13 protein-coding genes are annotated in these 13,565 nt (G+C 63.9%); 3 read left to right on the top strand and 10 right to left on the bottom strand.

The annotated features are described in order from the left end of the window. The first annotated feature begins 15 nt into the window (after positions 1-15). On the top strand, positions 16-2,802 hold the full coding sequence (locus tag M0D43_RS00415) for a sensor domain-containing protein (RefSeq protein ID WP_252163111.1): 2,787 nt from the start codon (positions 16-18) through the stop codon (positions 2,800-2,802). A 174-nt stretch (positions 2,803-2,976) separates the two neighbouring features. Here the strand turns inward: M0D43_RS00415 and M0D43_RS00410 are convergent, their stop codons facing one another. From M0D43_RS00410 to M0D43_RS00380, 7 genes are all read right to left on the bottom strand, one after another. Next, on the bottom strand, positions 2,977-3,663 hold the full coding sequence (locus tag M0D43_RS00410; protein ID WP_252163110.1) for a hypothetical protein: 687 nt from the start codon (positions 3,661-3,663) through the stop codon (positions 2,977-2,979). A 289-nt stretch (positions 3,664-3,952) separates the two neighbouring features. Beyond that, positions 3,953-4,237 carry a hypothetical protein gene (locus M0D43_RS00405; RefSeq protein ID WP_260807659.1) on the bottom strand — a complete coding sequence of 95 codons (285 nt, stop codon included), beginning with the start codon at positions 4,235-4,237 and terminating at the stop codon, positions 3,953-3,955. Between the two features lie 86 nt (positions 4,238-4,323). After that, the gene (locus tag M0D43_RS00400) at positions 4,324-5,601 is read right to left on the bottom strand and encodes a methyl-accepting chemotaxis protein (RefSeq protein ID WP_181093154.1); all 1,278 of its coding nucleotides are present in this window, start codon (positions 5,599-5,601) and stop codon (positions 4,324-4,326) included. Positions 5,602-5,661: 60 nt separating this feature from the next. Next, entirely contained in the window at positions 5,662-6,276 is a 615-nt protein-coding gene (gene hflD, locus M0D43_RS00395) for a high frequency lysogenization protein HflD (RefSeq protein ID WP_252163109.1), read from the bottom strand. Further along, a complete protein-coding gene (mnmA, locus tag M0D43_RS00390) occupies positions 6,276-7,412 on the bottom strand; it encodes a tRNA 2-thiouridine(34) synthase MnmA (RefSeq protein ID WP_252163108.1) in 1,137 nt (378 codons plus the stop codon). The genes hflD and mnmA overlap by 1 nt, the downstream gene beginning before the upstream one ends. Beyond that, positions 7,409-7,867, bottom strand: a complete 459-nt coding sequence (locus M0D43_RS00385) for an NUDIX hydrolase (RefSeq protein WP_252163107.1) — start codon at positions 7,865-7,867, stop codon at positions 7,409-7,411. Before M0D43_RS00385 ends, mnmA begins: the two co-directional genes overlap by 4 nt. Next, complete coding sequence (locus M0D43_RS00380) at positions 7,864-8,034, bottom strand: hypothetical protein (RefSeq protein ID WP_252165176.1); 171 nt, start codon at positions 8,032-8,034, stop codon at positions 7,864-7,866. Before M0D43_RS00380 ends, M0D43_RS00385 begins: the two co-directional genes overlap by 4 nt. An 86-nt stretch (positions 8,035-8,120) precedes the next feature. On the opposite strand from M0D43_RS00380, the gene clpS reads away from it, so the two are divergent. Then, positions 8,121-8,441 (top strand): ATP-dependent Clp protease adapter ClpS, encoded by a 321-nt coding sequence (clpS, locus tag M0D43_RS00375; protein WP_005914463.1) that lies wholly within the window; start codon positions 8,121-8,123, stop codon positions 8,439-8,441. 142 nt (positions 8,442-8,583) lie between these two features. Continuing rightward, positions 8,584-10,866 (top strand): ATP-dependent Clp protease ATP-binding subunit ClpA, encoded by a 2,283-nt coding sequence (gene clpA, locus M0D43_RS00370; protein WP_101364090.1) that lies wholly within the window; start codon positions 8,584-8,586, stop codon positions 10,864-10,866. A gap of 281 nt (positions 10,867-11,147) precedes the next feature. Here clpA and infA read toward each other — a convergent pair whose 3' ends face one another. The 3 genes from infA to M0D43_RS00355 all read right to left on the bottom strand — a co-directional run bounded on the left by infA (position 11,148) and on the right by M0D43_RS00355 (position 13,560). Beyond that, a complete protein-coding gene (gene infA, locus M0D43_RS00365) occupies positions 11,148-11,366 on the bottom strand; it encodes a translation initiation factor IF-1 (RefSeq protein WP_002813418.1) in 219 nt (72 codons plus the stop codon). Positions 11,367-11,446: 80 nt separating this feature from the next. Continuing rightward, a complete protein-coding gene (gene aat, locus M0D43_RS00360) occupies positions 11,447-12,196 on the bottom strand; it encodes a leucyl/phenylalanyl-tRNA--protein transferase (RefSeq protein WP_184612012.1) in 750 nt (249 codons plus the stop codon). A 245-nt stretch (positions 12,197-12,441) separates the two neighbouring features. Beyond that, a complete protein-coding gene (locus M0D43_RS00355) occupies positions 12,442-13,560 on the bottom strand; it encodes a GNAT family N-acetyltransferase (protein WP_260807654.1) in 1,119 nt (372 codons plus the stop codon). Positions 13,561-13,565: the final 5 nt, after the last annotated feature.

Genomic DNA, 13,565 nt, shown 5'->3' with positions numbered 1-13,565 from the left:
TCGGAGTGTTCCAGAGTGGACTCAGGCGTCATTGCAAGCATGCTGCAGCACCCGCTGACCTCGGCGGTGGTGTTGTTGGATGCGCATGGCCAGCCTCTGGCGGCCAACCGCGTTGCGCAATCCCTCGGATTGCCGGCAACCCTTGGTGCGTATGCCGAAGTATTGGAAAGCAGCCGTGCCCAGCTGGTCGACAGCGGTGGCATGGCGCCCTGCGTATTGCCGGGGACTGGCGGTGGTCGGCTGGAAGGCTGGTTGCGTGCGGTCTGCGACGAACATGGCCAGGTCATGGCGTTCACCTTGAGCATTCCAGAGCCGAAGGGTGCCGACGGCACCAGTCGCTGGGAAATGGGGTTGGACAGCGCCGATCACGGCTTGTGGGACTGGGATATTCCGGCCGATGTGGTGTATCGCTCCGAGCGCTGGACGCGCATGCTCGGTTATTCCGAGCAGCCGCTGCCAAATAATCTCACCGCCTTGTCCGGGCTGATCCATCCGGAAGACCATGCGCATGTCAGCGCGGCGGTGCAGGCGCACCTGGAAGGGCGCACCGACACTTACGTGGCCGAATTCCGGCTGCGTCAGCACGACGGCCAGTGGCGCTGGATCCTGGATCGCGGCCGTGTGGTATCGCGTACCGCCGACGGACGCCCGCTGCGCATGGTTGGCACGCACACCGACGTGCACCATCACAAATTGCTCGAGCAACAGCTGCGCGAGCAGCAGGCCCAGCTCGAAGAAGCCCAACGCATTGCCAGCATGGGCAGCTGGAGCTGGGATTCGCATCAAGACGCGCTGTGGGTGTCGCAGGATTTCCTGCAACAACTCGGCATGACCCAACTGCGTTTGCAAGGTGTTCGCGACATCCTGCGTTTGCTCGGTCGGCCTTCGGTTGCGCAACTGCGCAGCGCCTGGCGCAAGATCAAGCACGAAGGCATGCCGGTGCATTTCGAGCTGGAAATCAATGGCCTGCTCGGTGCCAATCCGCATCATCTGCGGGTGTGGGCGCAGCCGGTGTTCGACGGCGACGGCAGCATGGTGCGCGTCCTTGGCCAACTGCAGAACGTTACCGAGCAACGCCAGACCGACGCACTGATCCGCTGGCGCACCGAGTTGCTCAATCGCGTGTCTGCGTTGGGCAAGATCGGCGGCTGCGAGATCGAGGTCGACACCCGACGCATGCAGTGGACCGAAGAGTGCTACCGCATCCATGGCCTGCGCAAGGAAAATATCACCCTGGAGCAAGCGCTTTCGCTGTACACCCAGGATTCGCGCGATGCCTTCGAAGCAGCGCTCCTGCGTATTTCCGATGGCGGCCTGCCCGAGCAACTGGAGCTGTGTTTCTATCGCAACTCCGGCCAGCGCATCTGGGTGCAGGTGCTGATCGAGCTGGACCGTCGTGAGGGCCTGCCGCCGCGGTTTGTGGCCTTGTTCCGCGATGTCACCCGCGAGCGCGAAGCCAACGAACGGATTGAACTGCTTGCCCATTACGACCGCCTGACCGGCTTGCCGAACCGCTTCCTGCTGCGCGAGCAGGCAGAGAATGCCATTCGCGAAGCGCACGAGCGCGGCCAGGTACTGGCAATGCTGCTGATCGATCTGGATGGTTTCAAAAGCATCAACGATTCATTTGGCCACGCCACCGGCGACAACCTGCTCAAGCTCGCCTCGGCGCGTCTGCATCAACATCTGCGCAATAGCGATCTGTTCGGCCGCTTCAGCGACGATGAGTTCATCGTGCTGCTACGCGATATGTCCGAGCCTGAAGATGCCGGCCATGTGGCGCGCAAGCTGATCGCTGCGCTCGGCGAGCCGCTGCGCAAGGAACACGTCACCCTCAAACTCGGTGCCAGCATCGGCATCGCGCTGCAGGGCGAAGGGCTGTCGGATTTCGACAGCTTGCTGCGCGCCGCCGATGCGGCAATGTATGCAGCCAAGGAATCCGGCCGCAATACCTTTCATTACTACAGCCAGGACGTCTTGCTGCGTGCGCAGCGCCGCCTGGAGCTGGAGCACGCGCTGCAAGGCGCGCTCGAGCGCGAAGAATTCACCCTGGTCTATCAGCCGCTGGTCAACACCGTAGGCGATGCATCGCCGGCGATCGAAGCGCTGATGCGCTGGAATCGTCCCGGACATGGTCCATGCAGCCCGGTGGAATTTATTCCGATCGCCGAAGAATGCGGCGAAATCGTGCGATTGGGCGAATGGGTGATCGGCGAGGCCTGCCGCCAAGCCGTGGTCTGGGATCGCGCCGGCCTGCATTTCAGCCGCATCGCAGTGAATGTGTCGGCCGTGCAATTGCGCGAGCGCGGTTTTGCCGAGCGCGTGTTGGAAATCTGCCGCGATAACGGCTGGCCGCCTTCGCGCCTGGAGCTGGAACTGACCGAATCTGCCTTGATTCGCGACTCCGATTCGCTGCGGCGCTGCTTCGAATTGTTCGAACAGAACGGCGTATTGCTGGCGGTGGACGATTTCGGTACCGGCTTCTCGAACTTGCATTACCTCAACCGCTTCCCGGTGCAGCGTTTGAAGATCGACCGTAGCTTCGTGCAAGGCATGCTCGACGACGCCAACACGGCCGAAGTCACCCAGGCCATCGTGCATCTGGGGCATGCCCTGGGCATGCAGGTGGTCGCCGAAGGCGTGGAGACCGTGCAGGAAGATGCACTGCTGCGCCAGCAGGGTTGCGACGAGATCCAGGGCTATTTCTACTCGCGCCCGCTGTCGCCGCGCGACATGGCGCAGTGGCTGCGCGAGGCCGATGCCGGTATGCGGCTGGGCGCGCGGTTGGTCATCGCCAACTGAGGTTCTACCAGGCTTGCGCGCAGGTACACCGGCATCCGGTCTTGCCATCTAGCAGGCGTTGACGCATGCGTTGGGGCTGTCTTCCAACTGATGTGCCGCAGGGGCCGCACTGGCTCAGCTGCACGCACGGCTGCTGCAGGCACGTGGCATGTGTAAACGCTGATGTACCAGCGCTTATTCTGGTTTGAAGGACAGCTCGCGTCTCCAGACCAACGGTTTGCTCGCCCGCCGGCTGTCTGGGAAGAACAGGGATAGATAGCCGGCGGCGATTGCGCGGTCGCGAATTTGCGCGCCGACGCCCTCTGCTGTCACCACCGACACATCGGTCACCTTGCCTTGGGCATTGACCGTCATCTCCCACACCAGGCGCCCAACCCACTGGCCTGGTGGAATGCTGGCGTCGTAGTTCGGGCGGCCCGCCACGTACGGTATTCCAGGATCCCTGGAGAGCGAGGAATCGGCGAGTTTCGCATTGACGTGGATCGTGTCTTCGCCGGTACGTCCATCGCCTGTTCGTGCGCGAAACGTCCACAGCCCGGGCTTGCCCCCGTGGCCGAGGTCGGCGCTGTAACACCGTTTGACGCCACGGTAGTCGGGGTACTGGTGGCGGGAGACCTCTTTGCCGGCTGCGTCGAATGCCGTCAGTACCAGCCCGCCGACATCGGTAGCGGCGAAGTCCGTCGCCACACAAACCTGGTGATCGTGCTGACCATCGGTCAGGAACTGCAGGGTTTGCTGGCGGGCAATCGCATGCGGCGGACGCGCATCCCACAGAAATTCGATATAGACGCTCTTGTTCGCCGCACTGGCCGTGCACGCCAAGGTGGCAGCCGCCATCACAGCCCAGCAGATGTTCTTCATAGGGATGGGGATGCCCAGTCTGTCGACGAAACCGATTGTTTCAGATCCAATCCTCACCAACAATCAGACACGTCGAGGTAGATCGTTATAGCGCTGGCGCGACGCTTGCTCAGCGGTAGGCCCTGATCACGTGCGGGCGGGGCAGGGTGGAACGTCCGGCTGGCCTGCGGCAAGCGCCATGCGGAGGGCTTGAGGGGAGGCGGAGGGATGGAGACTCTCAGACCGGGCAGTGGAACGACACAGCGGGGCGCCTGCCGAGGCACGCCCCGCTGCTTGCCGCGCTAGCCCCTTACTGGTCGGACACACCGACTGCAGCGCCGTCGAGACCCAAATCCCAGGCCACGGTGGCGAACAGCAGGTCTTCCTCGCTGCAGGTGCGGCGCGGGTTGATCAGTGCCTGCAGCTCTGCACGGGCGCTGCTTTCCAGCCGTTCCAACGCGGCCGGCATGCGAACGCGCCGTAGCGCTGGCTTGGCCGCATCGCTTTGCGCAATGCGCTCGGCATGTGCGGTTGCCAGTGCAGCGGCCTGCAGTGCGGCAGTGGGGGCGTCAATGGTCGGAGCAAGAAGCGTCATGAGCGGAACACCGGGTCGTTACGGAACGACAAATCCCCGGAAGGCCGGGGAATGTCGGAATCAGCAGCTGCGTGGCGGCATCGGTCTTAGAACAACTCGACCGTGCCGGCACCCATGCCTTGCTGTGCCACCGGCTTGTGCGGCGGGCGTTCCCACTCCACACGCATATCGCGCAGGCGGTTGGACACCTTGGCCAGCGCGGCGACCAGATCGCTGTCGTACACGCCGCCATTGCGATGCAGCAGTTCCTGCAGCGCCACCGCTTCGCGGTTGATCGCGGTGAGGCGATCCAGGTGGGTGTGGATGCCGCTCAGCGTCTGCGTCGCGATGTCCTCGAACTGCAGGGCACGTACCGCCTCGGCCACGCTGCCATCGATCGAACGTGCGCACTCGGAAATTTCGCGCATGCCATCGCCCAACGAGGCGTTGATCTGAGCAACGTTCTCCAGCATCGCGGCCGATTCATGGCGCGCCTCGCGGGAGCGGTCCATGTGACGCGATGCCAGCTGCGAGACCGTTTCACGCACCTTGGCGATCGATTCCTTGGAGCTGTGTGCCAGCTTACGGATCTGCTCGTTGAAGGTGGTGGAACGCTCGGACAGATTGCGCACCTCGTCGGCAACCACTGCGAAGCCGCGACCGGCTTCGCCGGCACGTGCTGCTTCGATGGCGGCGTTCAAGGCCAGCAGGTTGGTCTGGTCGGCAATCGACTTGACGTCTTCCAGCAGCGCGAAGATGCCATCCAGATGCTGCGCCATCTCATCGATGTGATGGACGGTGTTGGTGCTTTGGCCGCTCACCTGTTCCAGCGCTTCCACCAACTGCTCCATGCGGGAGCTGGCGTGCTGGGCGAAGCGGGCGACGTCGACGCCGGCACTGCCATCGTCGCCTGCGCGGTCGACGATGCGGGCCAGTGCCTGGCTCTGCTGGCGCGATTTGCGGTTCATCGCTTCGAAGCTGCCACCAAGACCGGAGACGGCCTGGCGGATCAGTTCACGGGCACGCTCGACTTCCGAGCGCGAACCGTCGACTTCGTTGCTGACGAACGTACGCAGTTCGTTGAGCAGTTGATCCTGCTCGCGCAGGATGCGTGCCTGGTCCGGATTAGGCCGGAACTGGGAATACGTCACCCAGGCAGCGAAACCCAGCCAACTGAGGGTCATGGTCGCCAGGATTGCCCAGCGCACCGAAGCGGGCCAGTCGAATCCGACAGCGAAGGGAAACAGCAAGGTCAGAGCCAAAGGAGCGGCTAGACGGATGAGTGGACGTGAATACATGGGCGTTCTCGGCAGAGTCACGGTTGCTGTATCGGCACTGCCCCCGTTGTCTTTAGCGACGATCGCCAGATCGTCTTGCCCATTCAACCGCTGTTGGCGTCCGCCAGCGGCCGCTAGCGTTGCATTACAAGCGGTTTTTTGCGCTGTTTAGCGCAGCGCGCGGTCCACCGCTTCGAGCATTGCGCGTTTGGCGAACAGGAAATCCCACAGGCTGCCGCCCATCTGTCGCCACAGTACCGCCGAACGCACCGCTGCCAGCAACAGCGCGCGGATTTCAGCAACCACGCCGGCCTGGCCAAGGTAGTGCGGGTTGCCTTGCACCATGACTTTAGGACGCAAGTGACTGATGGTCTGCGCGTACAGACCGCCGAGCGAGCTCAACACATCGGGGTGGTTGCTGTCGCCCAATTGCTGGGCCTGGCGCGCGGCCGCGTCGATTCCGCTGGCGACGGTGGCAACGGTCGTGGTGTCGCGTACGAACCGGCGCTCCAGCTGCAGCACCGCCAGTGCCAGACGCGGCAGCACCTCGTCCTGGCCCTGGTTGCGGAAATAGTTGTGCAGCAGGCGCAGGCCTGGCGCCAGCGCCGCTGCCGAGCCGTACACGGCCTCCGGCGAGGCGGCGTCCACCCGGAACACGCTATCCATGGCGGTACGCACCGTCGCGGCCTCCGAATGCCCAGTCTCGGCGATCCGCCGCACCTGTTGCAGGGCCTGGGCGACGCCGGCAAGCGCTAGCACACGGTGATCCATGGAAAGACTCATCAAGCCACTACCTCAGAGGAAAAAGAAGATCCCGCCAACTGGCGTTCCAGCTGTGCGTCGGTGGCGGCGATGACGGCACCGCCCAGGCATTCCTCGCCGTCGTAGAGCACCAGCGACTGTCCCGGCGTCACCGCCCGTTGCGGCCGTTCGAAGTGCACCTGCACGCTGCCATCGTCCTGCACGTCGACCGTGCAGGGCTCGTCGGGCTGGCGGTAGCGCGTCTGTGCCGTGCAGCCGAAGCGGCGCGCCGGCGGCGCACCGGTCACCCAGTGCGCTTGTTCGGACTGCAGCCAGCGCGATTGCAGCAGTGGGCTGTCGCGTTCCTGGTCCACGTACAGCACATTGCTCGCCACATCCTTGCCGACCACGTACCACGGCGCCGCTGCCCGCCCGCGCACGCCGCCAATGTTCAGCCCCTCGCGCTGACCCAGGGTGAAGTAGAACACCCCCGGGTGCTCGGCAATGCGCTGCCCCTGCGGGTCGCGGATCTCGCCGGTGCGAGCGGGCAGGTAGCGACCCAGAAATTCGCGGAAGTCGCGTTCGCCGATGAAGCAGATGCCGGTGGAATCCTTCTTGGCATGGGTCGGCAAGCCGGCATCCTGGGCAATCCGGCGCAGCGTGCTTTTTTCCAGATCGCCGATCGGGAACAGTGTCGCCGCCAGCTGGGTCTGCCCCAACTGATGCAGGAAATAGCTCTGGTCCTTGCCGCGGTCGGCGCCGCGCAGCAGGCGCCAGCGCCCACCGCGATGCGCCACCTGCGCGTAGTGACCGGTGGCGATGCGCTCGGCGCCCAACGCGTGTGCCGCATCCAGAAAGTGCTTGAACTTCACTTCGCGGTTGCACAACACGTCCGGGTTGGGCGTGCGCCCGGCCGCGTATTCGGCCAGAAAATGCTCGAACACGCCGTTCCAGTATTCGCCGGAAAAATCGCGAAAATGGAACGGGATGCCCAGCACCCCACATACTGCGACCGCGTCGCGGCGGTCGTCTTCGGCGCGGCAATCGCCGCTGCCGTCGTCGGCCCAGTTCTGCATGAACAGCCCGGCGATCGGCTCGCCTTGCTGGGCCAATTTCCATGCCGCCACCGACGAATCCACGCCGCCGGACACACCCACCACAATGCGCGGCGTGCTCATGCGACGTGCCGCACCAGCGATAGCGCATAGCGCTGCCCGGCCAGGTAGTCGGCAACCACCTCCCACACCAGCGGGCTGCGCAGGCGCTCGGTCGAGGCGCGCAGTTCATCCGGTGTCATCCACAGCGCGCGCACCACGCCGGTGTCCAGGCTGCGGTCGGGGTGATGAGTCAGGGCATCGGCAACGAAGGCAAAGCGCAGAAAGCACTGCCCGGTAGGCGCGACCCATTGATAGGTACCAATGAACTGGGTCAGGCGCACATCCCAGGCGGTCTCCTCTAGCGTTTCGCGCACCGCGGCGTCCAGCAGGCTTTCGTTCGGCTCCAGGTGCCCGGCGGGCTGGTTCAACAGCAGACGGCCACCAATGGATTCTTCCACCTGTAGGAAGCACCCGTCGCGCACCACAACCGTGGCAACTGTCACATCAGGATGCCAGCGTTGCTCCTGGGTACTCATCGCATCTGCTCCTGCGCGTCGCAACGCTCACCTGCCGCAGGATCCGCAGCGGGGCCGGCATCCCAGTGCCACACCTGCGCGCCTGCGCCATAGCGCGCTGTGGGCAAGGGGGCATCTACAGTGGACGACGGCGCCAGCAACAGCGCGGTCATGGAATCGATCATCAAGGGACAGCCGGAAAGTTGGAGACAAATTGTGCGGGGCGCAGCGTAAATCGTCCAATGCACGCGAGCTTGAACCGTATAATGGCCCGATGCCTCGGAATACCTCACACGAACACGACCACGGCCTGATGGTCGAAGCCAGCAAGCCTGAAGTGGCGCCGCCGCCGCGCTACCAGGTGCTTTTGCTGAACGATGACTACACCCCGATGGATTTCGTGGTGACGGTCCTGGAGCAGTTTTTCAACCTGAATTTGGAGCAGGCCACCCAGATCATGCTGCATGTCCACACTCGCGGGCGTGGCGTGTGCGGGGTCTACAGCCGCGAGGTCGCCGAGTCGAAAGTCGCTCAGGTCAACGAATTCTCGCGCATGAACCAGCATCCGCTGCTGTGCACGATGGAACAGGCCTGAGGCGCCGGCAGGATCATTGCAGCAGCGCAACAGTGTGGCTGCGATCACGTGCTAACGCTGTCTGAACATGCCTATCCGATAGGGTTGTGGAAAATCCCAACAAAAGCCGCATATTGTTGGCAACAGCCGTTCGGAGTTACCAATGTTCAGCAAAGACCTAGAGCAAACCATCGGCCAGTGCTACAAGCGAGCACGCGAGGCGCGTCATGAGTTCATGACCGTCGAGCACCTGCTGCTCTCGCTGCTGGACAACCCCTCCGCCCAGGCCGTGCTCAAGGCCTGCGGTGCTGATCAGGTGCGACTGCACAACGATCTGGAACAGGCGATCGAAGCGTCGGTCTCGCGTTTGGCCGAAGACGACGGTCGCGACACGCAACCCACGCTGGGCTTCCAGCGCGTGCTGCAACGCGCCGTTTACCACGTTCAGTCCTCGGGCAAGAAGGAAGTGACCGGTGCCAATGTGCTGGTTGCGATCTTCGGCGAAAAGGACTCCCACGCGGTGTATTTCCTGAATCAGCAGGACATCACCCGCCTGGATATCGTCAATTATCTCTCGCACGGCATCGCCAAGCTGGGGGAGGACGGCGAGCAGCCGTCCGCGCCCGATGGCGAGTCCAAGAGCGAAGGCGGGGAGGGTGAAGCCAAGGGTGACGCGCTGGCCGAGTTCGCCACCAATCTCAACGAGCAGGCGCGCAACGGCAAGATCGACCCGCTGGTCGGCCGTGCCGACGAGATCGAACGCACCATCCAGGTGCTGTGCCGCCGGCGCAAGAACAACCCGCTGTACGTGGGTGAGGCTGGCGTAGGCAAAACCGCGATCGCCGAGGGTCTGGCCAAGCGCATCGTCGACAACGACGTGCCGGAAGTGCTGGCCGATGCAGTGATTTTCTCGCTGGACCTGGGGGCACTGGTGGCTGGCACCAAGTACCGCGGCGATTTCGAAAAGCGCCTCAAGAGCGTGCTGGCCGCGCTGAAGAAGGTGCCCAACGCGGTGCTGTTTATCGACGAGATCCACACCATCATTGGTGCCGGCTCCGCGTCGGGCGGCACCATGGACGCCTCCAACCTGATCAAGCCGGCCCTGTCGTCGGGCGAACTGCGCTGCATTGGCTCCACCACGTTCCAGGAATATCGCGGCATTTTCGAGAAAGACCGTGCGCTGGCACGTCGCTTCCAGAAGATCGACATCGTTGAGCCGACCGTGGGCGAAACCTTCGAGATCCTGCAGGGCCTCAAGCCCAAGTACGAGGCGCATCACGGTGTGACCTACGCCGATGATGCACTGCAGGCAGCCGTTGATCTGTCGGTAAAGCATATTGGCGACCGCTTGCTGCCGGACAAGGCGATCGACGTGATCGACGAGGCAGGTGCACGTCAGCGGCTGCTGCCGGAAGGCAAGCGCAAGGAATTGATCGATATCGAAGAGATCGAGACCATCGTGGCCAAGATGGCGCGCATTCCGGCCAAGCAGGTCAGCGCGACCGACAAGGACGTGCTGCAGCATCTGGAGCGCAACCTGAAAATGGTGATTTTCGGGCAGAACCCGGCAATCGAAACGCTGGCCGGTTCGATCAAGCTGGCCCGTTCCGGCCTGGCCAATCCGGAGAAGCCGATCGGCAACTTCCTGTTCGCAGGCCCCACCGGTGTCGGCAAGACCGAGGTCACCAAGCAGCTTGCGCTGCAGCTGGGCATCGAGTTGGTGCGCTTCGACATGTCCGAGTACATGGAAGCGCATTCGATCAGCCGTCTCATCGGTGCACCTCCCGGCTATGTCGGTTTCGATCAGGGCGGCTTGCTCACCGAGAAAATCGTCAAGACGCCGCACTGCGTGCTGCTGCTGGACGAAGTCGAGAAGGCGCATCCGGACATCTTCAACATCCTGTTGCAGGTCATGGACCGCGGCATCCTCACCGACACCAACGGGCGCGAGGCCAACTTCAAGAACGTGATTCTGGTGATGACGACCAATGCCGGCGCCACGCAGGCGTCACGTCGGTCGATCGGCTTCACCAAGCAGGATCATTCCACCGATGCGATGGAATCGATCCGTCGTGGCTTCACGCCGGAGTTCCGCAACCGGCTGGATGCGATCGTGCAGTTTCAGCCGCTGGCGTTCGACCACATCTTGCGGGTGGTGGACAAGTTCATCATCGAGCTGGAAATGCTGTTGCAGGAAAAGCACGTGTCGTTGTCGGCCACGCCGACCGCGCGCGACTGGCTGGCCCAGCACGGCTTCGACCCGCTGATGGGCGCGCGTCCGATGTCGCGCGTGATTCAGGAGAAGATCAAGCGTCCGCTGGCCGACGAACTGCTGTTTGGCAAGTTGGTGGACGGTGGCCGGGTCAACATCGACGTCAAGGATGGCGAGCTGGTGGTCGAAGCGCATCCGGAACCAGAGCGCTTGTTGCCTGCGACGGTGGATTGATCGCCACACGCCGCGTTGGCAGGTAAAGAAGAGCCGCTCGAAAGAGCGGCTCTTTTACGCCTGCAAGGTGGGTCGAAACCTCTGCGAGGCGACCACGTCTGGCTCGCATGGCGTTAGCGCCGATGGCCCGCGCATCGTTTAGGTGCGGGAACTGCCGATGCTTCTTGCGAAGGAACTGCTAAGGAGCAGGCGCGTCAACCGATATTCTGCATTGCACGCTGAAATCGCGTGCACGACAAAAAGCGGCCAATGGCCGCCTTGCGTCTCAATACCAAAACCGCTTACTTCATGCGGTAGGTAATACGACCCTTGGTCAGGTCGTAAGGAGTCATCTCAACTTTGACCCGGTCGCCGGTCAGGATGCGGATGTAGTTCTTGCGCATGCGGCCGGAGATGTGGGCGATGATTTCATGCCCGTTTTCCAGCTTGACCCGGAACGTGGTGTTGGGGAGCGTCTCGCTGACGCTGCCTTCGAATTCAATGGAGTCGTCTTTCGACATGTAATCCTGTGCAATCACGGCTGGCCCGGAAGGGCCGTAAGGGACGGCATTTTACGCCCCATCTCCCCGCGGTGCAAATTTTATGTTAAGCGGACTTCAGCAAGCGCGCTGGCAGGCCGCTCGCCGTAGCGCTCGGACCAACTGCCGGGTGCCGCCGCCTGGCCGACCTGCAGCCGCACCTGCTGCAGGAACTCTGCACGTGTCAGGCGTTGCGCACCCAGGCGCATCAGGTGCGGATTCTCCACCTGCGCATCGAGCAACGGCCACCCGCGGGAGTGCAGGTGCGCGGCCAGTGCCGCCAGCGCCACCTTGGAGCCGCCGCTGTCGGCACTGAACATGCTCTCGCCGAAGAACATCCGGCCGACCGCCACGCCGTAGATGCCGCCGACCAGGCGCGTGCCATCGAATACCTCCAGCGAATGCGCGTGGCCCAGCCGATGCAGTTCGATGTAGGCCTGCTGCATCGGCGTGGTGATCCAGGTGCCATCCTGGCCGGCACGCGGAATCGACGCGCAGGCATCGATCACCTGCGCGAAGGCGGTATCGGCGCGCACGATCCAGGGGCTGCTGCGCAGCTGGCGACGGAAACGCGAGGACAGGCGCACGCCATCGGTGCGAAACACCGTGCGTGGGTCCGGGCTCCACCACAGGATCGGCTGGCCTTCCGAGAACCACGGGAACACGCCACTGGCATAGGCGTTGAGCAGGCGCTGCGGCGACAGGTCGCCACCGATGGCGAGCAGGCCGTCCGGCTCGCGCAACGCGGACTCGGCCGGCGGAAACGGGGCGGCCGGATCGGCCGCCAGCAGGTAGGGAAGGGCGCGGGACATGCGCGCAGTGTAGAGCGTGTCGTACATGGCGCACCCAGGGCGACGACCATCGCCGGCACGCGACGAACCGCGTGTGTGGTCGACGCACTTTGCGGCATGCGTCCGCGAGCACCGCGGTGCTGGGCGCGTAGTGCGCACTCGGCCGAGGATTAGTCCTTGGATGGTTGAATCGCACCGCCGCCACATCTGCAAGACGCCCGGCCGGCGATCAGCGGCGGCTACGCCCTACGTCGCCGCCGCGCGGCTCAGTCGCGAAACGGGCTGTGCTCGGACAGCTCGCGTGCATGCCGGGCCACCGCCTGGCGCTCGTCGGCGCACCTTTGCGCCAGTGGCTCGCGGAAGCCGGGGTCGGCGATCCAGTGGCGGCTGCGGACCAGGGTCGGCAGAAAGCCGCGCGCGATCTTGTGCTCGCCTTGCGCGCCGGGCTCGAAGCGGGCCAGGCCCTCGCGCAGGCAGTATTCGATGCCCTGGTAGTAACAGGTTTCGAAATGCAGGCCGGGTAGCGCTTCGCCGCCCCAATAGCGGCCGTAGAGCGTGTCCTGCCCGCGCAGGCACAGCGCCCCGGCGATCGGCTGCCCGTCGAGCTCGGCCAGAAACATCACCAGCTGGCGCGGCAAATGCTGCGCAAGGTGGCGCAGGAACTCCGGCGTCAGGGCCGGCGAGTTGCCGTACTCGTTGAAGGTCTTGAGATAGAAACCATACATGGCGTCCAGATCGGCGTCGCTGGCTTCATCGCCATGCACCACGCGCAGGTGCACACCGGCGCGTTGCACCTTGGCGCGCTCCTGGCGGATGTTTTTGCGTCGCTTGTGATCCATCGCCGCCAGGAACGTCTCGAAGTCGCTCCAGCCGCTGACGTTGTGCCAGTGGTATTGCAGGTCGTTGCGCTCCAGCCAGTCGGCATCGAAGGCGGCGTCTTCATCGGCAGGGTAGAAATTCACGTGCGCCGACGACAGCCCGCTGCGCTCCACCAACCCACGCATCGCTGCCAGTAGCTGGCCACGCCACTGGGGCGCGCCAAGCAGGCGCGGGCCGGTGACGGGCGAGTAGGGCACCCCGCACAACCACTTCGGGAAGTACTCCTGCCCGTAGCGCGCATAGGCATGCGCCCAGGCGTGGTCGAACACGAACTCGCCGTGCGAATTGTTCTTCAGATAGCCCGGCGCGGCGGCGACCAGGGTGTCGCCTTCCCACAAGGTCAGGTGCAGCGGGTTCCAGCCCCAATCCGGGCGCAGGCATCCCTCGCGTTCGAGGCCTTGCAGAAATGCGTAGCTGATGAAGGGGTGCGTGCCATCGTGCAGCGCATCCCAGGCGCCAGCCGGAAGTTCGTCCAGCTGGCGGCACCAGCGAGCAGTCACGCTCATGCGCT

Origin of the sequence: Xanthomonas prunicola, from assembly GCF_025266575.1 — a bacterium.
GTDB lineage: Bacteria > Pseudomonadota > Gammaproteobacteria > Xanthomonadales > Xanthomonadaceae > Xanthomonas > Xanthomonas prunicola.
This window is presented reverse-complemented; position numbering and strand designations above follow the sequence as displayed.

Bases quoted from the DNA above. Each gene is read 5' to 3' on its own strand.
- clpS (WP_005914463.1), top strand. From the start codon at position 8,121: ATGCCTCGGAATACCTCACACGAACACGACCACGGCCTGATGGTCGAA.
- infA (WP_002813418.1), bottom strand. From the start codon at position 11,366: ATGTCGAAAGACGACTCCATTGAATTCGAAGGCAGCGTCAGCGAGACG.
- hflD (WP_252163109.1), bottom strand. From the start codon at position 6,276: ATGAGTCTTTCCATGGATCACCGTGTGCTAGCGCTTGCCGGCGTCGCC.
- aat (WP_184612012.1), bottom strand. From the start codon at position 12,196: ATGTCCCGCGCCCTTCCCTACCTGCTGGCGGCCGATCCGGCCGCCCCG.
- M0D43_RS00385 (WP_252163107.1), bottom strand. From the start codon at position 7,867: ATGAGTACCCAGGAGCAACGCTGGCATCCTGATGTGACAGTTGCCACG.
- M0D43_RS00405 (WP_260807659.1), bottom strand. From the start codon at position 4,237: ATGACGCTTCTTGCTCCGACCATTGACGCCCCCACTGCCGCACTGCAG.
- mnmA (WP_252163108.1), bottom strand. From the start codon at position 7,412: ATGAGCACGCCGCGCATTGTGGTGGGTGTGTCCGGCGGCGTGGATTCG.
- clpA (WP_101364090.1), top strand. From the start codon at position 8,584: ATGTTCAGCAAAGACCTAGAGCAAACCATCGGCCAGTGCTACAAGCGA.
- M0D43_RS00410 (WP_252163110.1), bottom strand. From the start codon at position 3,663: ATGAAGAACATCTGCTGGGCTGTGATGGCGGCTGCCACCTTGGCGTGC.
- M0D43_RS00355 (WP_260807654.1), bottom strand. From the start codon at position 13,560: ATGAGCGTGACTGCTCGCTGGTGCCGCCAGCTGGACGAACTTCCGGCT.